Origin of the sequence: Kitasatospora sp. NPDC002965, assembly GCF_040611255.1 — a bacterium.
Lineage (GTDB): Bacteria > Actinomycetota > Actinomycetes > Streptomycetales > Streptomycetaceae > Kitasatospora.
This window is the reverse complement of record NZ_JBEXNT010000013.1, coordinates 75,711-98,206: the sequence shown is the minus strand read 5'-3', so window position 1 is coordinate 98,206 and position 22,496 is coordinate 75,711. Positions and strand designations below refer to the sequence as shown.

Here is a 22,496-nt window from a genome sequence, read left to right as displayed (position 1 = left end):
TGCTCGGCGTGATCGCCCGCAACACCAACCTGCGGGCGGCGGACACCGCTACGGGCATCTGGGCCGAGAAGCGGTGCGACGCGAGGTCAGAACCCGCCGAACACCCCGGCTCCGGCCTCGGTGGCGAAGACGTTCCAGGCCTCGGCGGAGAAACGCAGTTGCGGACCTTCGGGATCCTTGGAATCCCGGACCGCCACCGCGTCGGCGGCGGGCACCCTGATCTCCACACAGGCGCCGTTGCCGCCGCTGTGACTGCTCTTGTACCAGGTCGTCCCGTTCTCGAAGGTGGTGCTCATCCGTGGTATCCCTCTTCAATCGTGGCTATCAGCGACCGGCTCTCCGTCACCCCGAGCGCGGCTGCCCGCAGGTGGTCGTAGAGACTGGTATAGCGGCGCACGTCGGCTTCCTTCTCCAGGTAGAGATCGCTCGTCACCCCTTCGAAGTAGACAACCGTGGAATCGGCTGACTCGGGGAACTCCAGCAGGGAGAATGTCCCGGTCATGCCGGGGTGGGCGCCGTGCGCGAACGGGATGACCTGGATGGTGATGTTGGGGCGCTGGCTCAGTTCCAGCATGTGCTTCAGCTGGTCGGCCATCACGTCGCGGCTGCCGACCTCCCGGCGCAGCACCGCCTCGTCTATGACGGTCCAGAGGCTGCCCAGCTGGTTCTCGCCCTGGACGCGGTCCTGGCGCTTCATCCGGACCTGGACCCGGCGCTGGACGGAGAGCGCGTCGGTGTCCGGCTGGGTGCCCTCGACCACGGCCTGCGCGTACTGCTCGGTCTGCAGCAGCCCGGGGACGAAGGAGGACTCGTACGCCCGGATCGAGGAGGCCTCGGCCTCCAGCCCGATGTACACGCTGTAGGGGGTCGGCATGTCGTTGAAGTCGTGCCACCAGCCGCGCTGCCGGGACTCCCGGGCCATCTCCATCAGGCTGGCCCGCATCGCCTCGTCGGTGACGTTGTAGACGTCGCAGAGGTCACGGACGTCCCGCTGGCTGATGGAGCGGCGGCCGTTCTCCAGTCGGCTGATCTTCGACTGGGAGACCATCAGCCGGCCGGCGACCTCCTCGGCCGTCATGCTGAGGCCCTCGCGGAGCTTGCGCAGTTCCGAACCGAGGCGTCGACGGCGCACCGTGGGATTGATGTTCGCGGACACGTCGGCCTCCGGTCGGACTTCTGGTGATCGTTGGAACGGCAGTCCTCGGAACACTGTGGAAATCGGGATCAACCCCCCTGACGTTGTGCAGCATGTCACCTTGGATCAGGTCGGCGCCGGGTTATCACAGGAGCGCAGTAGAACAGATCATCGGAAAAGCGCTTCGGTGAGACACCGGACACCCCGGAGTGGTAATGCGACTCCGCGGCCCGTTCCGGTGGTGCTGCGACGGCGGTGCGGACATCGTGCGGACGCGGCGCGGGGCCGCGCAAGTGCGGGTGGCACGTGCGGGGGCGGTATGCGGCCGAGGTGCGGACGACGTTCTGCGGGGGATCGGGCCGGGCCGAGTGGGGTCGGACCGCCCGTGGGGACGGCGGAGGGGCGGTCGCCGGCGACTTCCGTCGCGGGCGACCGCCCCTTCTCACTGCTGGTTGCTCGGCGCCGCCGTGCGGCGCGAACGATGCGGCGAGCGCCGCTCTGCGCGCCGGTGAGTTCCCTGCGCGCGGGTGGTTCGCGTGCCGGTCCGGCAACCGGTCCTACCCGGCCGGCCGGACCTGCCCCGTCGGGTCAGCGGACGCCGACGCGAGGGGCCGCGACCCGTCCGCCGGACCCGCGTGCGGGCGCCGAGCGTGGGGCCGGACGGCCGTTGCTCGCGGCCGGAGCCGCGCCGCCGCTCTGGGCGGAACGGTTCTGCTGGCTCGGCAGGCCGTTCTGCACGTCCATCACGGCGTGCGCGACCATCCCGCCCAGCGGGTCGTACCGGATCAGGTCGCGCAGCCGGGACCGTGACGACCGGCCCTCGTTGCCCGGGTAGAGGTGCTTGCCCAGACCCACCGAGTGCGCCAGCGCGGCGAGCGCCGCGGTCCGCGGGTCCGGCGGCACGCCGGTGCGGATCGCGGTGTCCAACCGCTGCTTGATCGCAGCGTTGGTGCAGTCGTCGGACGCCTGATAGCGCGTCGTCGGCAGCACCCCGCACACCTGGCCCGGCACGGCCGTGACCATGCCGCACCGTTCGAGGTGCGCCAGATAGGTCTGCCGGAGCCCCAGTCGGGGCCCGCCGATCCAGTGCGCGGCGCGGACCGGACTGCCACGTCGCCGCAACAGCTCCAGCGCGTGGTCGAGTGTCGGGTCACCGGTGGGCCGTGGCAGTACCACGGCGATGCGGTCTCCCTCCGGAACGATCCGTCCGGCCAGGGACAGCTCGACGAGCTGGGCCCCGGCGAGTCCGAGGTCGAGGGTCTGCGGCTGCGCAGTGGTGCCCGTGGCCGGGTCCAAAGCGAGCAGCAAGAGTTCCTCGGGAATAGTTCTGCGGCTCTTGCCCATCCAAGCCTCCCCGCGTGGATGGGAAACAGCGTGACGCCTCTCACACGGGCTTGTCGAGTACGCCTCCGAATCGTGACCTTGCGATCGAGCGGGGGAACCGGCCGTGGCGGGCCCGGCGTCTGACCGTTGAACAGGCCGCAGTGCGGCCGCGCCACGGCAATAACCGCCGGTCGGGCGGGGTGTGGGCGACCGCAAACGGTCGCCGGTGGCGGAGACTGTACAGGTACACGGGGCGGGGTACCGGCTTCCCGAAATCGGGTCTGCCGGTGCCCCGCCGGGCGTTGAGGAGGCTGGGTTACGTGGGCGAGTCCCCCGACAGGGTGCTGCGGGACGGCGAGCGGGCGCGGGAGCGGGACGGGGAACGGACCGCTGCCGCCGCGGCCTCCGAGGAGGTTGCCGCGGAGGCGGTCGGTGCCGGCGGAGGCGCCGCCGCCGGGTCGGCCGCGGCCGGCTCCGCACCCGAGTCCGGCGAGCCCGCGACCGCGTCCGGATCCGCGTCGGGACCCGAGTCCGCGTCCGGCTCCGACGCCGTGACCGCTTCCGAGTCCGGGCCGGTTTCCGAGGCCGGGTCGGCGGCTGGGTCGACGGCTGGGTCCGAGGCCGGGCCGGCCGGTGCGGAGCGCTCCGGTGCCACCGCCTCCGGCGCGTCGGGTGCGCCCCGGGGCGGCACCACCGCCCACCTCCGCGTCCGGGATGCGGACATCCGGACGACGATGCTGCGCCTGCCGTCGGACAAGGCGACCGCGTCCCTGCGACTGCCCGCCGACGACGCGACCACCGCCCTGCGGCTCCCCACCGACGACGCGACCACCGCCCTGCGACTCCCTGCCGACGAGGCCACGACCGCGTTGCGCCTGCCGGAGGAGCTGGTGGAACCCCTCGGGACCGGTGGCGTGCGGGGCGGGGACGGGCCGGCGAAGCGCCCGGCCGCCGCCGACCCCCGTCTCGCCATGCGGACGGACGGCGGGGGTGCCGCCGGGGCCGCGACCGCCGACTCCTCGACCGCCGGACCCACCGGGGCCGCCACCGCCGGAGCCGCTCCGGACACCGGCAGGCCCGACCGGACGGACCGGCCCGAGCAGACGGAGCAGACGGAGCAGACGGAGAAGTTCGAGAAGCCGGACCACGCGGAGCGGACCCGGGCCCTTCGGGCCTTCCGCGCCCCCGCGGCCCCCGGTGCGGGCACCGTGCCCGCGCCGCCGGCACCGCGCCCGCTGCCCGAGCCCGAGCCGACCCCCGACCCGGAACCGCTGCCCCGGCCCGCACCCGTACCCCCCGCCCCGGAGCCCGGGCCCACCCCGGCCCCCGAACCGCTGCCCGCCCCCGACCGCCGGCCGGTGCCGCCCGCGCCGCCGCTGCCGAAGCCCGAACCGCTCCCCGCCCCGGAGCCCGTTCCCGCCCCGGAGCCGTCCCCGGAGTCGACCTCCGAGGCGATGGAGGTCCTGGCCGCACTCAGCGCCCGCCCGGTCTCACCGCTGCGCCGCGCCCTCAAGCGGATCACCATCTGGACCCTGTTCCTGGCCGTCGTGCTCGGCGCGGCGGTGACCGCCCAGCTGCTCCGCCCGCTGCCGGACGGCAAGGTGCGGCTCACCGCCCCGGGCGGCTTCACCTTCGCCGGTGACCCGCTCGACCTGGCCTGGCCGGCCAAGGGCCAGTCGGCCGCCGAGGTGGTCGGCGTCGGCAGCCTGGGCAGCTCCGGTCAGGAGACGCCCGCCTCGATCGCCAGCGTCACCAAGGTCATGAACGCCTACCTGATCCTCCAGTCGCACCCGCTCAAGAAGGGCGAGAGCGGGCCGAAGATCACCGTCGACAAGCAGGCGGCCCAGGAGTCCGGCAACGTCGACGAGTCCCGCGCCACCCTGGTCGAGGGCCAGCAGATCAGCCAGTACCAGGCCCTGGAACTGCTGATGCTGCCGTCGGCCAACAACGTGGCCCGGCTGCTGGCCCGCTGGGACGCCGGTTCGGAGGAGGCTTTCGTCAGGAAGATGAACGACACCGCCGCCAGGTTCGGCATGACCAACACGACCTACACCGACCCGGCCGGATTCAGCCCGGACACCAAGAGCACCGCCAAGGACCAGCTGAAGCTGGCCGGCCAGGTCATGCAGGACGAGATCTTCCGGCAGATCGTCTCGACCCCGGACACCACCTTCAACAACCAGAAGATCTCCAACACCAACACCCTGATCTCCCCCAAGAACGGCATCATCGGGGTCAAGACCGGCTCCAGCACCCCGGCCGGCGGCTGCCTGATGTGGGCCGCCTACAAGGAGGTCGGCGGGGTGCGCCGGCTGATCCTCGGCGTCACCCTCGGCCAGCCGGCGACCACCGCCGAGCCCAGCATCCTCAAGATGGTCCAGAACGTCAGCGCCAAGCAGATCCAGGCCGCCCAGAACGGGCTGACCGGACAGAGCCTCGCCAAGCAGGGCGAGGTGGTCGGCCGGGTCGAGGACGGGCTCGGCGGCACCGTCCCGGTCGTCGCGGGCAAGGACCTCACCGTGGCCGGATTCCCCGGCATCACCGCGACCCTCGTGCTGGACCCGGTGAAGGTCGGCCACACCGCCAGGGCGGGCGACAAGGTCGGCGTGCTGCGCTCGGGCGAGGGCGACAACCGGATCGAGGTCCCGGTCGTGCTCCAGTCCGACCTGAACCCGCCGTCCATCGTCTCCCGGCTCACCCGCGCCCTCTGAGCGAGACCCCGGGCGGAGCGGCAGGCACCCCGCTCCGCCCGGGGCTCAGAACCGTGCGCCGCCCCAGCGGCCGGGTTCGGTACGCGAACCCAACAGCCCCGCGACCGACTCCTCCTCGGACACCACCCGGCCCAGCGCGATCGACACCGTCAGCCCGGCGAACATGACGATCAGCCAGGACAGCCCGGTGAAGACCACCCCGTACGGCCCGAACTGGCCGATGCTGCGCGCCATCGCGCCCGGCAGGTAGACCCGCGAGGCCACTCCGAGGCCCACCACCACCGTCCCGCAGAGCAGCGCCCCCGGCAGCAGCGGCAGCCAGCGCACCCGGCCGCCCAGCAGCAGGTGCTGTGTCCACCACCAGATCGCCGTCCCGTCCAGGAAGGTCAGCGGGATCCCCAGCCAGGCCCCCCGGCCGAAGCCGTCCCGGACCGGCGTCTGCAGCACCAGGGTGACCAGCCAGACCGCCAGCCAGACCAGCCAGCGCCAGGCCGCCACCCTCGTCCCCGACTTCGGCAGTTCCCAGCAGCGCTCGCAGACCCGCTGCATCGCCCGGCTCAGCGCCGTCGCCGACAGCAGAGTCACCAGCGCGCCGAGCAGCCCGAACCCGGTGTCCTGCTCGTGGCCGGTCCCTAGCAACTGCTGCACCGACTGTGCCGCGTCGCCCTCCAGGCCCAGCTCCTTGCGGAGCGACCGCACCACACCCTCCCGGACCGCCGCCGGGGTGAAGACCGCCACCACGAACAGAGCCGGCAGTGCGCTCAGGAACGCCTGGGCGGCCAGCCGGGTCGCGCAGTCCAGCAGGTTGACCCGGATCAGGTGGTGCAGAGCCCGGCCCACCATCGGCACGTGCTCGGGCAGTCCGCGCGCGTACCCGGTCAGCTCGGCCGACCGCGTCCTCCACCGCGCCCTCCGCCGGGCCTTCCGCCGGGTCTTCCGGCCGGTCGGCTGCTCGCTCACGGGCCCGTCCTCCCGACCTGGTCACTGCGCACCATGGTCGCCCGCCCTCCGGGAGCGCGCATCCGGGGGCGACGGGGGCACGGCGCGCGGGCGGCACGGCGGCGGTCGCGGAGCATCCGGCCACGGTGTGTCCGGGGGAGGGCGGGACGTGCGGGACGTGCGGGGTGAGCGGGACGTGCCGGGCGGGCGAGGAGGGCCCGCGCTCCGGAGGGTACGAGCGGCGCTACGGCGTCAGCGCGTGCCGTCCAGCAGGGCCAGGGTCACCCCGCCGAGCGGTGTCACCCGGTCCGGCGGGCCGTACCGTTCGCGCAGGGCCGCCACCTGGTCGCCGGGCAGCACGGCCAGCGGATCGGCGGTGTCCCCGAGCACCAGCAGCCAGGCCCGCCGGCCGGGCCCCGTGCAGTCGGCGGGGCGCGGGCACGCCACCGGGAAGAGGTCCTCGGCCTGGGCGGCACTGCGTTCGACGAACACCGGGTACGGCTTCACCCGGTCCGGCAGGTAGTAGGAGACACCCGGTCCCACCATCGACCAGGCCTGGTCGCCGAGCGGCACGACCAGCCCGTCACCGGGACGGTAGCCGGCGGCTATCAGCCCGGCCGCCGCCTGGTACGGCTCCTTCGACTGCGAGTGCGAACCCTGGTAGCGGACCAGCGACTGCCGGGGCAGGGCCACCACTCCCGCCGTCGCGACCAGCCCGAGCGCCAGCAGCAGCCCCGCCACCCGCAGCTCCCGGGGCGTCCGGGTCCGCCGGGCGACCGCCACCACCGCGCCGTACACGGCACGGATCCCGCCGCCGGCCAGCGCCGCCCAGGCGGGCACCGTGAACAGCAGGTACCGGTCGAGGAAGTACGAGGTCGAGCCGCGCGACATCACCCAGACCGCCAGCACCGGCAGTACCGCGAGCAGCAGCAGCTGGACCGCCGGCCGCCGGCGTCCGGGCAGGGCCAGGGCCAGCAGCCCGAGCACCACGAAGACGTGGAACACCCGGGCCGAACCGAAGAGCGGCTCGCCGAAGTGCCACAGCTGGTCCAGGCTCGGCCGGGCGAGCCAGCCCAGCTGGCGCCCGGACTGCCGGTTGCCTAGCACCGCCACCGGCAGCGCGGCCAGCGCCGCGACGGCCACCGCCAGGGGGAGCCGCCACAGCAGCCGTCGCCGCGCCGCGCCGCGGCGGACCAGGTACGGCGTCACCAGGGCGAGTTGTCCGACCAGGGTGCTCAGCGAGACCAGGTGTCCCGCCCCCGCGACCGCCATCGCCACGCAGTACGGCGCCCACCACCGCAGCGTCGGTTCGTCCAGCGCCCGGAGCAGGAACCAGGTCGCGGCCGCTACCGCACAGGTCACCAGCGCGTAGGAGCGGGCCTCCTGCGCGTACCGGGAGACCAGTGGCACGACCGCGAAGAGCGCCCCGGCGGACATCCCCGCGACCCGGCCGCCGAACAGCCGCTCGGCGGTGAGCGCCACGAACCCGGCCGCACCGGCCATGGCCAGCACCGACGGCAGCCGCAGGGAGATCACCGAGTCGCCGAACACCGCCGTCCAGCCGTGGAGGAGCACGTAGTAGGTGCCGTTGCTGGCATCGACGTGCTGCAGCATCCGCAGCAGGTCCCCGAGCGGGCGGGTGGCCGCCGTCCAGCTCGCCACCTCGTCCCGCCAGAGGTCGGGCGTGCCGAGCCGGTACCCGCCCACGACCAGCATGATCAGCGCCGGCCAGAGCCACACCGTCTGCAGCAGCCGAAGAACGGCGGGCCGGTACCGTAGTTGGTCCCCCGACGTCATGCTGGCGCGCCCCGTCCTCGCTGTGGTCCTCCCCGGTGGACGCCAATGCCCCCACCGGCACGTTTGTTCACCCAGGCTATCCGCCGCCCCTGCGGAGTGATCAGCTCGGGGGGTGATCACCGGTGGCCCCCGCTCCGCACCCGGGCTCCGCCCTCCCGGCGGAGCTGACTCCCCGTCGGTCCGGCCGCCCCGCCTCGTACCGCCACCCCTCCCTCCGCCGATCCGCTAGGCTGTCAGCGGTCATCCCCGCCTCAGTAGCTCAGGGGATAGAGCACGGCTCTCCTAAAGCCGGTGTCGCAGGTTCGAATCCTGCCTGGGGCACAGCACGAAACGCAGAAAAGGCCCAGGCCAGAGGGTGAATTCCTCCGACCTGGGCCTTTTCCGTTCAGTCCTGCTGATCACCCCGTGCCACGTCTGTGCCAGAACGCTCCGGCGGGGCCCCCTTCGACAGCTCCCGCTGCACCATCTCGTCCATCCGGTCGGCGACGGCCCGGTCCCGGTCGCTCGTCATGTGCTGGTAGATCAGCGCGGCCCGCGCGGTGCTGTGCCCCATGCGGATCATGAGCTCCCGGGTGCTCGCGCCGCTCTGCGACGCCATGGTGTTCCCGGTGTGGCGGAGGTCATGGAAGTGGACCTCCATCGGGATGCCCGCACCTTCCTTCGCGGCAGTCCAGTCGTCCCGGAAGTTGCTCCGGCGCAGCCGGCCGCCGCGCGGTCCGATGAACATGTGGCCGTCCGACTCTGCCCCCGCAAAGTGCTCCATGTGGTGCTGAAGGGCATCCACGATGGAGTCCGGGAACGCGACCGGGCGGAACCCCGCGCGGCTCTTCGGCGCCTTGTCATACAGCTTCCCGCTGTACAGCTCGGCCTGATTCCTGCGGACCCGCAGAAGCCGGGCGCCCAGGTCGACGTCCCGTCGGCGGAGCGCGGCCAGCTCGCCGAACCGCAGCGTGGTGAACGCGGTCACCAGGACCAGCGCCCGCCACCGGGGCGCGATGGCGTCGGCGGCCGCGAAGACCTCGGCGACGGACAGGACCGGGCGCTCGGGCACGTCGTAGGTGTCGGCGCCCTTGATCCGGCACGGATTGCGCTTGATCAGCTCATCGTCGTCCACGGCGGTGTTCAGCATGGCCCGCAGCATCTGGTACGCCTTGACCACGGTGGGCTCGCCGACGCCGGACTCCAGCAGGTGGGTCCGCCAGGTGCGGACCCGGGCCGGGGTGATGTCCACGAGGAACCTCGGGCCGAGGGTCGGCATGATGTGCAGCCGAAGCGCTGTCTCGTACCGCTCCCGGGTCGTCTCCTCCAGCTTGCGTTCCTTGAGCCACTTGGTCGCGTACTCCCCGAAATTCACTTTCCCGGCGTCCGGGTCGACCCACTTCTCCCGGGTGATGTCGGCTTCGAGCTGGCTCAGCCGGACCTCGGCGTCCGTCTTGGTGGCATACGTCTTCTCGTCCGGCCGAAGCTCCCCGGTCAGCGGGTCGCGGTAACGGACCTGCCAGCGGCCGGACGGAAGCTGGCGGACGGAGCCGAAGCGGCGGCGACTGTTCTTCTTTGCGGGCATCAGGCGGCTGTCCTGTTCCTGGTGGAGCGACGGGCGCGGATGGGCTGGACGGTGTTCTCGGCGATGAACTCGGCGACGGCGGCCTCCGGGATGCGGACGTGACGGCCGACCTTCACGAAGGTGATCCGGCGTTCCTCGATCAGCCGGCGAGGGAAACGCTCGCCGCTGCTCTTCCAGGTGCCGAGGATCTCCGCGACTTCCCGGACGGTGAGAAGCCGGGCCTTGAGCTGCGTTGTGGTCACTGCTGCCCTCCCTGGGCGGTGGCGGGGCGGGTGCTCGTCGCTGGGGTGGCGCGGAGTGGATCTCGGGGCGACGGTGGCGGGCAGCCCCGGACCTCTGTGTTGTCCGAGGTGGGGATTTCTGCGTCACGTCCGTCATCAGCGTCACGCAGGCTTTTGACCTGCGGATTTCTCGTGACGCGGCGGTCGGGCGTGCGTCACGGGCTGCGTCACGGCGCGACGCAGCCCGTGACGCAGGTGACGCAGCATGACGCAGGCTCCGTCGTCTGCGTCACGGCCTCCGGTGCTGGCCAGGGGCCGTTTTCCGGCCCGCGTGACGCACGTGACGCAGCGTCTTCCTACTTAGGAAAAAAGGAGGGGCTGCCTGTAGTACTTGGCCCTCTCTCAGAGCGAAGTGAGGAGCCGCTGCGCGGCACGACCCTTGGGCGGCTCCGCCGAACAGCAAGAAGAGCACCCAGCGCGGCGACCGGTGCTCTTCTTGCTTGTCCCGGCGGTCAGCCCAACTCGGGCTGCTCGTGCGTCGGCGCGGGCACGGGGCGAGCCATGAGGAGGTAGCGGCCGCCGTGGTCACGGCCGCTGTCGATCAGGACGCCCCGGGCCGCGAGGGTGGGCTGAAGGCGCTTGAGCCGGTCGGACAGCACCTTGCCGGTGGTCGGCCAGCCCTTCGGCACCGCGCGGAAGTCGTCGCCGCTGTAGAGGCGCCCGAGGCAGTGCAGCCACTCGGTCGAGGTCATGCGCTGCGCTCCGCCCGGCTCGATGGTCTCGGCGTGCCGCAGGACGGTCTGCGCGAGCAAATCGCCTTCGATGACGTCGTCGTTGAGGTCGTCCAGGCTGGTCCGGTAGGCGGCCAACGCCCCGAATCCGGTCGCGCCGTCGAGCTGGGCGCACAAGTGCGCGAAGTCCGCCATGCGCAGATCGGTCGGGGTCTCCGCCTCGGCCGCGCGGACCTTGACCGTGAGGTCGAGCAGCGACCCGAGCACCATCGGCAGCACCTCCGCGTACTCCGCCCACAGCTCCGCTTCGGTGCGCCGCACCTTCGGCCGCTCCAGCCGCAGGGGCAGGAGGCGTTCGGCGAGGTCGGGGCGGATGACGCCGACGTCGATGCCGGTCAGGAGCAGGGGTCGGCGGTAGGCGGAGCGGTGGACGTCCCCGTCGGTGAACAGGGCGCGCTTGACGGACTCGGCGCCGGTCACGATGCAGCACATGGCGTCGGACAGGTCCGGGGTCATGTGGGAGAGGTTGTCCAGGGCGGTGACCCACCCCGCCGCGACTGCCGCGATGAGGTTCTCCTCGTCCTTCGGTGCCCGGCGCAGGTCACCGCTCATGCCCTCGACGATCCGCACCATCATCCGGCCGGCCGTCGACTTCCCGGCGCCCTGCGGGCCGGTGAGGAACGGTGCCGGGACGGGCACCCCGGGCCCGAGGCACCCGATCAACCAGGCGATGGCCAGGCACTCGGTCTGCGCGTCGGTGAAGTTCGTCAGCCTCAGCAGCAGGTCGATGCCCTTGCCGTCGGTGTCTTTCACCGGCAACGGGAGCTCCCCGGTGAGCTGGGTGCGCCGCCAGCACACCTCACGCGGGTCGGGGACGACGGTGTCCCAGCCGGTGGGGTGGATGCGCACGGACAGGCCGTCGGAGCGCCCGAGGTCGAGCCACGTCGCCCCGTCGAGCCCCGGGGCCACCCGGATGTGGACGGGCTGCACCTCCTCGGTCAGCGCCAGTGCTTCGATGAGGTCCAGCGCCTCCTTCATCGAGGTCCCGTTGAACACGCCCCGCCCGTCCTTGTAGAGGCCGACAAGGAGTTCCTGGCGGTGGCTGCCGGTCGTGCCCTGCGAGCGGATCGGCCGGGCCACGGGGTGGCCGTTGCGCTGGGCGTAGACGGTGCCGTCGGCGGTGCGGAAGTACCGGAAGTGGGCCTTGGCGTAGTCGGTGATGATCTCGCGCGCGGGGTTCTTCTCGTCCTCGGCCACGGTCACAGCCCCAACCGGACGAGAGCGTTGGCCCACGCGTCGGCGCAGTGCCGGGGCGACTCGCCCTTGGCCTGCGCGGCGGTGAACAGCCGCTCCGTGTGGGCCACGGTCAGGCACCCGCACCGCCCGTGCGTCGACAGCACCGCCAGGAACACCCCGAACACTGTGTTGTGCACGGCGGCGGTGGCTTCGGCGATGCGCTGCTCGGCCATGGCGATGCCCCGCTCCAGATACGTCCGGGTTCGGTGCGGGCACTTCCCGCTCCCGGCCGGGGCGGACACCGTGACGGCCGCCGGCCGGACCGGGGCGGGCGCCTTCACGATCAGGGCGCGCACGACGTCCGGCAGGGCCGCCATGGTGCCGGTGCCGGGGCCGAGCCAACGGGCGTAGGACATCGCCGACTTGACGTCCACACCGGGCCGCACCGCGTTGGCGGACGGCATCGCGCCCCGGTACAGCCAGTGCTCGCCCCGGGTGGTGGGCACGATCCGGGTGGCGGGCAGGGTCTCGCGCGCCCAAGCGATCGCGGCCACGTCGTCGAGGTCGACGACGGTCACGCCCGCGCCGCCGGGGTGGTAGGCCACCGCCGCCGCTTCCCGCCACGCCCGCGCCCACCCGGGGCTGGTCAGGACGTCGGGGTCGGTGGTGGCTGCGGCCCAGCCGTGGCACGGCGCCGGGCAGGCGCAGGGGCCGGGGGTCTTCATGTTCAGCCGGCCGCCGCACGCGTTTCCGGTGCAGCGCGGGCAGTTGCCGAAGGGCACCTTCCCGGCCCGCAGCGGCAGGACGGGCACGCCGGAGGTGGCGAGGGGGAGAGCGGAGAGCAGGTGCTCTCCCCGGATCTGGGTCGGATGGGTCATGCTGGGTGGTCTCCTCATCTCGATTGAGCAGGGGAACCGGAGCGGCCGGGGTTCCTTGGCCGGATGTGCCGGCCGCTCCGGGCAGAGTCAGTTCTCGTCGGGGGCGCCGTACTTGGCGTCCCAGCGGTCGAACGCCTCCTGCTGGATGCGGTCCGCGCGGTTCTCCAGCCGCTTGGTGGACTTCCCGCGGCTTTCGGCGCGGACGACGCGCACGCCGATCAGGAACAGGCGGGCGGCGTCGGCGATGTTGTCGGCGCCCATCTGGCGGGGGTCGAGGTAGGTGCGCTTGGTCATGCGGCCCTCCCGGGCGATCACGGGTGGGATCGGGCTGTCCGTCCCTGGCACCGCCCGCCCGGACCTTGAGGGGCGGGCGGGCGGAACCGGGGTCGGCACAGACCGTCAGCCGGCCAGCGCGGCGACCAGGAGGTGACGGGCCAATCGGGGCGGGACGGCGTTGCCGATCTGCTGGCCGATGTCCCGCCCGGACCACGGGTGGTCGGCGGGGAAGGACTGCAGACAGCCGGCCTCGCCCCAGGTGAACCGGGACTCCGCGCCCGCGTCGTCGAGCACGCGGACGCGGGACACCTTGCCGGTCACGGTGGCGGACGGCTCGGTGCTGCTGCGGCGCCCGCGCCGGGCGGGGTCGCCGCCGGCGAACAGGTCCACACCCCGCCACGGGGCGCCGGTGGTGGTGTCAGGCAGCACGCCGCACCCGCCCCTCGGGGAACGCCAGGACCGTGGCGAGCGGGACGTTCTGTCCGTCGGCCGGGGCGGGGACGCCCTCGCCGCCGTCGGGCGGGGCGCTCGCGTGCCGGGCGGCGCGGTGGGCGGCGGACTCGGCGAGCACCTGCCGGACGGCGGCGGAGTCGGTCCTGTCGCCGCGCTGGGAGATGAGGGTTGCGGCGCCGAGGACGGCGCCGGGGCCGAAGAGGACGGCGGCGGTGATCGCGTCGGTGGTGAGGCTCATTGGGTGCCTTCCCGGGTGGCGGTGGCGAGCAGGTCCAGGACCGAAGTGCCGAGGGCGGCGGCGCGCTGCTCGATGCCGGTCCAGGACTCGGGGTCGATGTGGAGCAGGGCCGCGAGGGCGGCGGCCGGGCGGTGGTCGGCGGCGGCGGTGAGCGCGTCGCGCAGGTGGACGGCGGCCAGCGGACGGACACGGACGGGGGTTGTCATGGGGTGGCGCTCCTCTCGTTGCTGGTGGCGGAGAGTGACGGCAGGTGGGCAGGGAGGGAGAGGGGCCCCGGGCCGAAAGGCCGGTTCCTGGGGCCCCAGCAGGGGTAGGGGTGGTGCCTCCCTGCCTCCCTGGCGCGTTGATCTGCACTGATCAGGGATGGTTTGGGGGTTCAGGGAGGAGGTCAGGGAGAACTCCCTGCCTCCCTTCGGCCTCCCTCAGCGCGCTTGACTACGCTCCGGTGTCCTCCGCGCGGAGTTTAAGGGCGGATTCGACCTTGGCGCGGGAGACGACCATCTGGCCGTCGGACTTGTAGGGGGCGGCGCCGACCGCGTCCAGCACGGTCTTCAGGTCCCCGAACGTCCACTCCCGGTACCGGCCCGGATCCCGGGCCGCGAGGCCGGAGAGGACTTCTTGGGTGCGCATCCGCTTCTCGTCGCCGAGCACGGCCGCGACGTCCGCCAGCGGGTCGACCTGGTCGGCCGGCCGCTCCACGGCGGACAGCGTCGTCACCCCGGCGCGTCGTCCCTTGGCCCGCTCCGCGATCTCGCCGGCCTGCTCGCCGGAGATGAAGTGGGTGCGGATCGTGGTGGACGCCTGCCCGGGGGCGAGCTTCACGCCGTCGCCGGCGACGACGACGGTGCCCTTGTCCATGCCCTGGCGCAGCTTGTGCGGGGCGGCGCCGCCGTTCACGGCCTTGTCGCCCAGCGCCATGCGGGCCTGCTCCTCCGTGCCCAGCACGAGCGACGCCCTGATGTGCGCGCCCTCCCGGACGAGCTTGGGGAGGTTCTGGTCGGTGGGGTCCTGGGTGCCCTGCCAGAGCACCACGTTCACGGCGCGGCCCTGGTTGTGGAGCTTGCGGGCGGCCATGAAGTACCGGCTGGTCGCCTTGGTGCCGCCGTAGGGTCGCTTGTCCTCCCCGATCGCCGGGCACATGAACGCGACCTGCGCTTCGTCGATCAGCAGGACGATCGGGCGGAAGCGGGGGTCGGTGCGGGCCATCTCCCGGGTCACGCCGTCGGTGGCGCCGGACTGCTCCAGCAGCTCGATGCGGAGCTCCATCTCCGCCACGCCCTGTTCCAGCATCTCGGTGGCGTCGATGACGTGCTGATCGGTCGGACCCTGGATCAGCACCGTGGCGAGGCCGTCGAACATCCGCCAGTCGCCCACGCCCTTCAGGTCGGCGATCCGGAACTCGACGCTGGTGTCCAGGGCCAGCCACAGCGCCAGCGCCCGCAGGGAGGCGGTCTTGCCCTGGTTGGACAGACCCGTGATCAACAGGTGTCGCTGGAGCAGGGACATCGCGGCGGCGTCCCCGCGCAGGTCCTGCCCCCACGGCGCGCGGCCGGTGTAGAGGTCGGCCGTGGTGTCGGGGTCGGTGACCAGCGGGGACGGGCCGATCGGCTCGTCCAAGGCTCCGCTGTCGGCGATCCACAACCGGACGGTGCGGGCGGCCTGCGGGATGGTGATGAACACCTCGTGCTCATGCCGGGCGAGGTTCTCGGCGAGCTTGCGGCGCCTGCTCTGCACCTCCAGCGTGGACACCCCGGACGGCAGGGTGACGTCCACCTCCACGCCGCATCCGGCGATCCGGATCGGGCCGAGCATCCCCGCGCCGGCGTCGCCCATGTCCTTGATGGCGTTCCGCAGCGGGGCGATCCCCAGGTCCCGCAGCGCGGTGACCACCACGGACGGGGTGATCGGCGCCCCGGCGTCGTCCTTGGCCGCGTTCGGGAGGGTCCAGGCGGGGGCGGCCTGCCGGTGTCGGCCGATCGCCCACAGCGACAGCAGCCCCAGCCACGGCCCGACCACCGTGAGCGGCCCCCACAGGATCCCGATGAACACGGCGACCCACCGGATCAGGTCGATCACGGTCATGGTCGGCGCGATGACCTGTGTGAGGTCCTTCTCGGCGATCGCCAGGACCACGCCGAGCAGCAACAGGGCCCCCTCGGCGGTGGCGACCGCGAATCCGGCGCTCTTCGCGAGCTGCTGGGGCGCCTTCAGCATGTCCATGCGCCGCTGGTGACGGGCGGTGCGGAACGCCGCCGCCCGCACCTCCCACTCCAACGCCTGCTCGTGCAGGCCGGACGCCTCGGCGGTGCGCATCATCCGGTTGTAGCGCGACAGCGTCCGCCCGTCCCACGCCCGCCGCACGGCGATACTGCCCCCGGCGGCGACGTAGGCGCCGTGGCGCACGACCAGGCGGGCGGCGGTGCGGGTGCGCTGGTGGGTCAGGACCACCCGCACCGCCCGGCCCCCGCGCGCCCAGGCGGGTGCCTTGGGCAGCGGGACGACGGGCGCGGGCGGGGCGGGCGGCATGGCGGGTGCCGGGACCTGCGGTGGGACGGTGCTGCTGGGCTGGGGGTCCGGGGTGGTGCGGGCGGCGCGGACCTTGTCCAGGTCCACCACCACACCGCCCCCGGAAGCCGGGGCGGTGGAGCTGTGGGGCTGGTTCACTGGTGGTTCCTTCCTCACTGCTTCGTGGTGCGGAAAGGGACCCGGGACGGCCGGACAGCTTGCCGGCAGGGCGGCCGTCCCGGGACATGGAATGTGGTTCAGCGGCCCGTGGGACGCAGCTCGTGCGGGTGGCACAGGGCGGGGCCGATCAGCAGGCCGATCCGGTTGACGGTCCACCGGCCGCCCGTGAGCGGGCCCGGAGGCACCTCGTCGACGATCCGACCCGTGCGACCGACCGCGCGGGGGTCGTCCTCACAAGCCACGATCAGCACCTCGTCGCCAGCGGCGAACGCCATGGCGTGACTCCTTCGGTGTCAGGCAGAGACGGTGAGGGCGGGGCCCGCCTGGGCGGGGTCGGGCACGGCATGCAGTGCGGGCCGCTCCGGCCCAGCGGGCTCGGCGGGCGCCTGGACAGCGGCGGCGCGTTCGGCCTTGAGCGCGTCGCGCAGGATCCGGGCCTTCGCGGAGGAGGTGTGGACGGCCTCGCGGATCCGGTCGGTCACCAGGTCCTCGGCCGGCCAACCGGCCGTGACCGACCGGGCCTCGGTCAACAGGTCCTCCGGGGTGCGCTTCGGCCGGGGCGTACGGGCCGACTGCGGCACCGAACCGGTCGCCCGACGCGGCCGACCGGTCGCCTTACGGACCGGCCCGACCGGAACGGGACCAACAACCGGTGCGGTCGGCGCCGGGGCGGGGGCGGCCGGAGCAGCGGCGGGCGCGGGAGCGACCGACTCGTACACCGACCGGTCGGCGGACCGGTCTGGGGATTCGCCCTGGTCAGACACCGACCGATTCGCACTGCTATGAGGCGTTTCATCATCCTTGGGCCGGTGGTGCAGGACCTTGGCGACCAGTTCCGACCCGTAGTAGATGGAGCCGACCGGAAGCGACGACGCGAGCAGCACCAGCACCCAGTGCGCGGGCGCCCAGTCGGCGAGCCGACCGTGCCCGCCCTCGTGCAGAGTCGGCACCAGACCGTGCACGTAGTTGAGCACCAGACTGGCGGCGGTGTAGCCGCCCAGTACCCGCAACGCGAGCTTCCGATCCTGGTCGGTCAGCACGAGCGCGGCCGCCAGGGCGAGCGCCATCAGCCCGTCCACCACCAGCGGGTAGACCGTCGCGGCGATGGGGTCGGCGCCGATCGCCGTCGCGATGTCCCGCAGCGCGTTCCAGGACACCCGGAACGCCAGCGCGACGACCGCCAGCAGCGCGGCCACCATCCAGCCTTTCGCGGCCCGGCTCACGCCGCCGCCCCCGGCCGGAACCGGCGCCGGGAGACCTGCGGTCGGCGGAGCGGGACGGGCGCGGACCGCAGCAACTCGGCGGCGACCTGCGCCGACTCCGGGTCGTCCTCGCAAAGCTCTGCCAGCACCTCACGCGCCACGTCGGTACGCGCCGCGTACTCCAACGCGCTCTCACCGGCCACGCCGCCGAACAGCGCGTCGAACGGCGCGTTGTCGACGCCGAGCGCCAGTTCAGCGAACTCCCGGGCCGAAACGGCCCGTTGACCTGCAACAATCGACTTCACGGGTTTCACCTCTGTGTAGAAGGGGTGCGAGCCCGCAGGGCCGCCACGCTTTCCTTGGCCGGGTGCGTGGCGGCCCGACTTGTGCGGACCCAGCTGCTCGTCACATCACGAGAAGCCATGACCCCCGACCCGCCCAGTGGCGGCGCGGATCGGGGATCAAAGTCACTCGTTGTCGATCAACACACTGTTGAGTTGTCAAGGAACGGCCACTTCCTTCGGGGGGCTGTCACCCCACCCCTCCGGGCGCGTTTGTGCAGGTCGGAGAAACGAGAAGTCCGCCCTAGTGTTGCTTAGGGGGGCTTTCCTTCTTGCCCGATACCCAAGGTAGGCAGTCCCCGCCTATGCGTCAAGCCCCCCTCGCGATACCCTTGCTTTGCCCCCCTAGGCAGTGAAGGGATCACGATGCACGAGGAGCTTGAGCGGGTGGCCAACGTGGCTGTCCCGATCGAACGGGCCAAAGCGGCGATCGCCCTGATGGCGGACTACCAGAGCCGGGTGGTCGAGCTGTCCCGAGTGCGCCGGGAGGCCATCGAAGAGGCGTCGGCGTCGGGCATGTCGCAAACCGAGATTGCTGCTCTGCTCGGTGTGAGCCGTGGGCGCGTCGGTCAGCTCGCGTCGGCCGGCCCCGCACCGGAGCGAGCGTTCTTCGGCCTTGGGCCGATGACGGTGGCGCTCGGCGGAAAGTACGAGGCGGGGAAGTCCCTGGATGAGAACCCAAGCGAGGTCGTGACCAGGGAGGACCTGAACAACTACGAGCACCTACGCAAGCTGTTCGCGGGTTTGAAGCTCGACTCCGAGTACGAGGTCATCCCGCCGTCCGGCATCGTGAATCTCAACCGTGAGCACCTGGTCGTCATCTGCGGGCCGAGGTTGTCCCCGATCGTGGCCCAGGTGCTCGAAGGTGACGACAACCTGCGGTTCCGCAAGGACGAAGCCTGGCACTTGACGGACCTGCGGACCGAGACCGAGTACCGCTCCCCGTTCGACGTGGATGGCACGGCCGGGGATGTCGGCTACCTCGCGCGGCTTCCCCGTCTCGATGGCAAGGGGACGTTTCTCTACATCGCAGGCGTCCATGCGATCGGGGCGAACGGCGTCGTGCACTACTTGGAGAACCACCTGGGCGAGTTGTACCGCGAGGTTCGGGCGAAGCGTTTCTCCACGCTCATCTCCTGCCGTTACGACCCGAAGACTCTGGAAGTACTGGAGAGCAGCAGGATCACTCCGATCTACCGACACGAGGCCTGACAGATGCGCGTCTCCATTGCCACCGCGCCCGGTGGCTCGAACCCCAACGAAGACTGGGTGGCGGCCACGTCGACGCTCGCCGTCGTCCTGGACGGTCTGAGCACGGTCGGGCTGGACACCGGCTGTCGCCACGGTGTCCCGTGGTACGTCGCCCAGTTGGGTGGCCATCTGCTGGCCGCACTGGCAGAGCCCGGCCGGCCGCTGGTCGACGGGTTGGCGGGAGCGCTGGAGCAGGTGGCAGCGCTCCACCCCGGGTGCGACCTCGGCAACCCCGGCACGCCGTCCGCCACGGTCTCGATCCTGCGGGCCGGTGTCGACCGGTTGGACTACCTCGTCCTTGCCGACTCGCCCATTGTCTTCGAGCGGGCGGGCGACTACGAGGTGGTCACCGACCTGCGGGTCGACACCGTGGTGCCGGAACTCCGAGCCGAGACGGAACGCTTCGCCACTGGGACGCCTGAGCACACTGAGAGCGTTCGCCGGATGGTCGAGGCTCAGCGGCTCACCCGTAACACCGTGGACGGCTACTGGGTGGCTTCCTCCAGCGGTGGGGCTGCACACCACGCGCTAACCGGCACGGTGTCGCCGGCCGACGTCCAAGCGGCTGCCGTCCTGTCGGATGGTGCCTCACGACTCGTCACCGAGTACCGCGCTGGCTCATGGGCGGATGCCTTCGCGACACTCCGCGAGGCGGGTGCCGAGGGGCTGATCTCATCGGTCCGGGCGATTGAAGCCACGGACCCGGACGGCCGTCGCTGGCCGCGCTTCAAGTCTGGTGACGACGCGACCGCGGCATTCTGCCAACTGCCATAGTCCGTGCCACAGCCGTGCCAGGGCGGGCGGGGAATCGCGGGGAAATGCGGGCGGTGGCGGTGGGCATTCGGGGCGGAGGTCCAGCGCCAATTCGTGCAGGTCAGGGCAGTGGGGCGACACCTGTGCTCCTAAAGCCGGTGTCGCAGGTTCGAATCCTGCCTGGGGCACAGCGCCGATCACGGCGGATGACGTGAGAAGGGCCGGTTCACGAGGGGATCCTCGGAGCCGGCCCTTCGTCGTCACGTGTCACCGGCCGCTCAGCGTTGCCTGTGCTCGGCCCGGCCCGGCTCGGACACGGTCGGTCCCCGCCACCACGGTCCGGCAGTCAGCGATTTGGGCGCCGACCGACGCAGAGCGCCTGAAGCGCGACCCGACCTGTGCCGGGAGCGGGCGAGTGTGCGGGCGGAGGTGGCCCCGAGGGGCGTGTCAGCGGATCAGTTCGTCGGGGTGACCGCTGGGTTCCGCGGCGTCGTCGGGCAGGCCGGTGGGAGAGACGAGGACGCGCTGGACCCGGGGGCGGGTGCGCCAGTCCACCCGTCGGACGTCGCGGGCCAGCGCGCCGGGACGCGACAGCTCGATGACGACCGTCACGGCGCCGAGGACGATACCGGCGGCGAGCCAGCCGGCGAGGACGTCGCTGGGCCAGTGGACACCGAGGGCGACCCTGGTGAAGCCGACCGCCAGCACGGTGAGGGCGGCGACCGAGCAGGCGGCGATCCGGCCGGATCGGCGGACCCGGGGCCAGAGCAGGCCGACCAGGACGGCACAGGTGATCGCGGAGGCCATCGCGTGGCCGGAGGGGAGGGCCGGGCCGCCTGCGTGCGAGACCGGCTCGGGGAACGTGGGCCGCTCGCGGCCGAACGAGAGCTTCAGGACCCACAGGCCGCCCCAGCCGATCAGGGTCTGCGCCGCCACCCAGCCGGCCAGCACCCGTGCGCCGATCAGCCAGAGCCAGACCGCGACCAGGCCGAGCACCGTCCGCATGGTGACGGTGCCGCCGATGTTGGAGAACATCTGCACCGCGGCGGTCCACACGGTGTGCTCCGTGGCGTAGTGGTGCAGGTCGCCGACCGACGCGTGGTCGAAGCGGGCGAGCGGGCGCCAGGCCGTCTGCACCAGGGCCGCCAGCACGGCGAACAGCGCGGCACAGCCGACCGCGAGAGCCGCGTGCCGAAGCAGGTGGCGATCACGCGGGGTGATGGTGGGCGAGCTGTTGGTCAGGTGCATGGCTGACACCTTCCCAGCCGGTCGTGCCGATCGAGCGCTGGACCGATAGCGATTTGGCATCTTTTGTGCGGAGGACCTGCGTGCGTCCGGGGGCGGGCGCGGCCCGTGGGGAACGCGGGCGCCGGTCCGGAGGTTCACGAGAAGAGGGGCGGTGCGCGGGAGTGCGCCGCGGGTCGCGGCGAGGGCGTCGACCTGCCGTCCGCCCCGGGCCGGCCCGGCTTCGGAGTCGACACCTCAGGTGTCCGAGCGGTCACCCTCCGTCCAGTATCGCGGTGAAATCCGGCAGGATACTGCATCGCCGGAAGAATCTGAGCGACTTGGGAATGTTGTCCGGAATCTGTTCGTTGGATCGTTACGTGTGAGGCCCCGCGGGGCCCCCCTTCTTGCCCGCTCCGGGCAGGCAGGCAGACCTCGGCAACACCAGCAAAGGGAGCACAAGCATGGCCACCCGTGCCGTCGTTCGCGACAGGGCCGACCGGACTCGCGCGGCCCGCCCGACCAACTTCGAGGCCGACCGTGACCTGGTCGGCATGTACCTCGACGAGATCGCCAGGACGCCCCTGCTCGATGCCGCCGAGGAGGTCGAGCTCTCACTGCGGATCGAGGCCGGTGTGTACGCCCAGCACCTGCTGGAGGAGGACGAGCTCCCCGCGAGCGTGCAGCGCGACGAGCTGGAGGCGATAGCCGAGGACGCCGAGCGCGCCAAGGACGTCTTCATCCGGTCCAACCTCCGTCTCGTGGTGGCCGTCGCCCGGCGCTACCCGCGCAGCGGCCTGCCGCTCCTGGACCTCATCCAGGAGGGCAACGCGGGCCTGGTGAGGGCGGTCGAGAAGTTCGACTACGCCAAGGGCTTCAAGTTCTCCACCTACGCCACGTGGTGGATCCGGCAGGCGATCACCCGGTCGATCGCCGACCAGTCGCGCACGATCCGGCTTCCCGTCCACCTGGTGGAGGAGCTGGGCCGGATCCGGCGGGTGCAGCGGGAGAAGTCCAAGGAGCTGGGCCGGGAGGCCGACCCGTCCGAGATCGCGGCCGAGCTGGACACCACCGAGGCCCGGATCAAGGACGTGCTGGACTGGGCACGTGACCCGGTCAGTCTGAACATGTCGGTCGACGACGAGGGCGAGACGCAGTTCGGCGACCTCGTCGAGGACACCGGGGCCACCTCGCCGGAGGATGCCGTGATGGTCATGCTCCGCCGCGAGGAGCTGGACGACCTGATCGGGCGGTTGGACGACCGCACGGCCTCGATCATCCGGTCGCGGTACGGGATGGAGGACGGCCGCGAGCGCACTCTGACCGAGGTGGGCAAGCAGCACGGCCTGACCCGGGAGCGGATTCGCCAGATCGAGAAGCACGCGCTGGCCGAGCTGAAGAAGATCGCCGACCACGCGGGCTTCGAGGCGGCGTGACGGCCGACGGTCGGGAGAACGGGGCGTGGTGGGGCCGGGGGGGGGGGCGCCCCCCCCCCCCCCCCCCCCGCGCCCGCGGGGGGGGCGGGCCCGGGGGCGGCG

The 22,496-nt window shown here is 72.3% G+C and carries 21 protein-coding genes, 1 tRNA gene and 1 pseudogene; 5 read left to right on the top strand and 18 right to left on the bottom strand.

Annotated elements, in window-relative coordinates:
- Positions 1 to 86: 86 nt before the first annotated feature.
- The 3 genes from ABZY91_RS08575 to ABZY91_RS08565 form a co-directional block, all read right to left on the bottom strand.
- Positions 87 to 296 (bottom strand): DUF397 domain-containing protein, encoded by a 210-nt coding sequence (locus ABZY91_RS08575; RefSeq protein ID WP_329883317.1) that lies wholly within the window; start codon positions 294 to 296, stop codon positions 87 to 89.
- Entirely contained in the window at positions 293 to 1,156 is an 864-nt protein-coding gene (locus ABZY91_RS08570; protein WP_329883318.1) for a helix-turn-helix transcriptional regulator, read from the bottom strand. The genes ABZY91_RS08575 and ABZY91_RS08570 overlap by 4 nt, the downstream gene beginning before the upstream one ends.
- Positions 1,157 to 1,723: 567 nt before the next feature.
- Positions 1,724 to 2,479 (bottom strand): GPP34 family phosphoprotein, encoded by a 756-nt coding sequence (locus ABZY91_RS08565; RefSeq protein WP_329883319.1) that lies wholly within the window; start codon positions 2,477 to 2,479, stop codon positions 1,724 to 1,726.
- A gap of 299 nt (positions 2,480 to 2,778) precedes the next feature.
- Between ABZY91_RS08565 and ABZY91_RS08560 the strand changes: the two genes are divergently transcribed.
- A complete protein-coding gene (locus tag ABZY91_RS08560) occupies positions 2,779 to 5,169 on the top strand; it encodes a hypothetical protein (RefSeq protein ID WP_355400821.1) in 2,391 nt (796 codons plus the stop codon).
- Positions 5,170 to 5,214: 45 nt separating this feature from the next.
- Here ABZY91_RS08560 and ABZY91_RS08555 read toward each other — a convergent pair whose 3' ends face one another.
- Positions 5,215 to 6,129, bottom strand: coding sequence for a YhjD/YihY/BrkB family envelope integrity protein (locus ABZY91_RS08555; RefSeq protein ID WP_355400819.1), 915 nt, complete (start codon positions 6,127 to 6,129; stop codon positions 5,215 to 5,217).
- A 231-nt stretch (positions 6,130 to 6,360) separates the two neighbouring features.
- Positions 6,361 to 7,905 carry a glycosyltransferase family 39 protein gene (locus tag ABZY91_RS08550; protein WP_355400817.1) on the bottom strand — a complete coding sequence of 515 codons (1,545 nt, stop codon included), beginning with the start codon at positions 7,903 to 7,905 and terminating at the stop codon, positions 6,361 to 6,363.
- Positions 7,906 to 8,153: 248 nt separating this feature from the next.
- Here ABZY91_RS08550 and ABZY91_RS08545 point away from each other — a divergent pair.
- Positions 8,154 to 8,226: transfer RNA gene (locus ABZY91_RS08545), tRNA-Arg, on the top strand.
- 64 nt (positions 8,227 to 8,290) lie between these two features.
- Here ABZY91_RS08545 and ABZY91_RS08540 read toward each other — a convergent pair.
- From ABZY91_RS08540 to ABZY91_RS08485, 12 genes and pseudogenes are all read right to left on the bottom strand, one after another.
- On the bottom strand, positions 8,291 to 9,469 hold the full coding sequence (locus ABZY91_RS08540) for a site-specific integrase (protein WP_355400816.1): 1,179 nt from the start codon (positions 9,467 to 9,469) through the stop codon (positions 8,291 to 8,293).
- On the bottom strand, positions 9,469 to 9,711 hold the full coding sequence (locus ABZY91_RS08535) for an excisionase family DNA-binding protein (RefSeq protein ID WP_355400814.1): 243 nt from the start codon (positions 9,709 to 9,711) through the stop codon (positions 9,469 to 9,471). The genes ABZY91_RS08540 and ABZY91_RS08535 overlap by 1 nt, the downstream gene beginning before the upstream one ends.
- Positions 9,712 to 10,202: 491 nt before the next feature.
- Positions 10,203 to 11,678 carry an ATP-binding protein gene (locus ABZY91_RS08530; protein WP_355400841.1) on the bottom strand — a complete coding sequence of 492 codons (1,476 nt, stop codon included), beginning with the start codon at positions 11,676 to 11,678 and terminating at the stop codon, positions 10,203 to 10,205.
- Positions 11,679 to 11,680: 2 nt separating this feature from the next.
- On the bottom strand, positions 11,681 to 12,535 hold the full coding sequence (locus ABZY91_RS08525; RefSeq protein ID WP_355400812.1) for a DNA primase: 855 nt from the start codon (positions 12,533 to 12,535) through the stop codon (positions 11,681 to 11,683).
- Positions 12,536 to 12,622: 87 nt separating this feature from the next.
- Positions 12,623 to 12,829 carry a hypothetical protein gene (locus ABZY91_RS08520; protein WP_355400810.1) on the bottom strand — a complete coding sequence of 69 codons (207 nt, stop codon included), beginning with the start codon at positions 12,827 to 12,829 and terminating at the stop codon, positions 12,623 to 12,625.
- 105 nt (positions 12,830 to 12,934) lie between these two features.
- A pseudogene (locus tag ABZY91_RS08515) lies at positions 12,935 to 13,063 on the bottom strand (DNA cytosine methyltransferase); the annotation flags it as partial.
- A gap of 166 nt (positions 13,064 to 13,229) precedes the next feature.
- Entirely contained in the window at positions 13,230 to 13,502 is a 273-nt protein-coding gene (locus ABZY91_RS08510; RefSeq protein ID WP_355400809.1) for a hypothetical protein, read from the bottom strand.
- Entirely contained in the window at positions 13,499 to 13,708 is a 210-nt protein-coding gene (locus ABZY91_RS08505) for a hypothetical protein (RefSeq protein ID WP_355400807.1), read from the bottom strand. The genes ABZY91_RS08510 and ABZY91_RS08505 overlap by 4 nt, the downstream gene beginning before the upstream one ends.
- Positions 13,709 to 13,937: 229 nt before the next feature.
- Complete coding sequence (locus ABZY91_RS08500; RefSeq protein ID WP_355400839.1) at positions 13,938 to 16,028, bottom strand: FtsK/SpoIIIE domain-containing protein; 2,091 nt, start codon at positions 16,026 to 16,028, stop codon at positions 13,938 to 13,940.
- A 236-nt stretch (positions 16,029 to 16,264) separates the two neighbouring features.
- A complete protein-coding gene (locus tag ABZY91_RS08495) occupies positions 16,265 to 16,462 on the bottom strand; it encodes a hypothetical protein (protein ID WP_355400806.1) in 198 nt (65 codons plus the stop codon).
- A gap of 18 nt (positions 16,463 to 16,480) precedes the next feature.
- On the bottom strand, positions 16,481 to 17,410 hold the full coding sequence (locus ABZY91_RS08490) for a DUF2637 domain-containing protein (RefSeq protein ID WP_355400804.1): 930 nt from the start codon (positions 17,408 to 17,410) through the stop codon (positions 16,481 to 16,483).
- The gene (locus ABZY91_RS08485; RefSeq protein WP_355400802.1) at positions 17,407 to 17,694 is read right to left on the bottom strand and encodes a hypothetical protein; all 288 of its coding nucleotides are present in this window, start codon (positions 17,692 to 17,694) and stop codon (positions 17,407 to 17,409) included. The genes ABZY91_RS08490 and ABZY91_RS08485 overlap by 4 nt, the downstream gene beginning before the upstream one ends.
- 402 nt (positions 17,695 to 18,096) lie before the next feature.
- Here ABZY91_RS08485 and ABZY91_RS08480 point away from each other — a divergent pair, with 402 nt between their 5' ends.
- Positions 18,097 to 18,942: a sigma-70 family RNA polymerase sigma factor gene (locus ABZY91_RS08480; protein ID WP_355400800.1), complete on the top strand. Its 846-nt coding sequence runs from the start codon at positions 18,097 to 18,099 to the stop codon at positions 18,940 to 18,942.
- A 3-nt stretch (positions 18,943 to 18,945) separates the two neighbouring features.
- Positions 18,946 to 19,755: a hypothetical protein gene (locus ABZY91_RS08475; protein WP_355400798.1), complete on the top strand. Its 810-nt coding sequence runs from the start codon at positions 18,946 to 18,948 to the stop codon at positions 19,753 to 19,755.
- A 426-nt stretch (positions 19,756 to 20,181) separates the two neighbouring features.
- On the opposite strand, the gene ABZY91_RS08470 is transcribed toward ABZY91_RS08475, so the two are convergent.
- Positions 20,182 to 20,982, bottom strand: a complete 801-nt coding sequence (locus tag ABZY91_RS08470) for a phosphatase PAP2 family protein (RefSeq protein WP_329883323.1) — start codon at positions 20,980 to 20,982, stop codon at positions 20,182 to 20,184.
- Positions 20,983 to 21,422: 440 nt separating this feature from the next.
- Between ABZY91_RS08470 and ABZY91_RS08465 the strand changes: the two genes are divergently transcribed.
- On the top strand, positions 21,423 to 22,394 hold the full coding sequence (locus ABZY91_RS08465) for a sigma-70 family RNA polymerase sigma factor (RefSeq protein ID WP_329883324.1): 972 nt from the start codon (positions 21,423 to 21,425) through the stop codon (positions 22,392 to 22,394).
- The last annotated feature ends 102 nt before the right edge of the window (positions 22,395 to 22,496 follow it).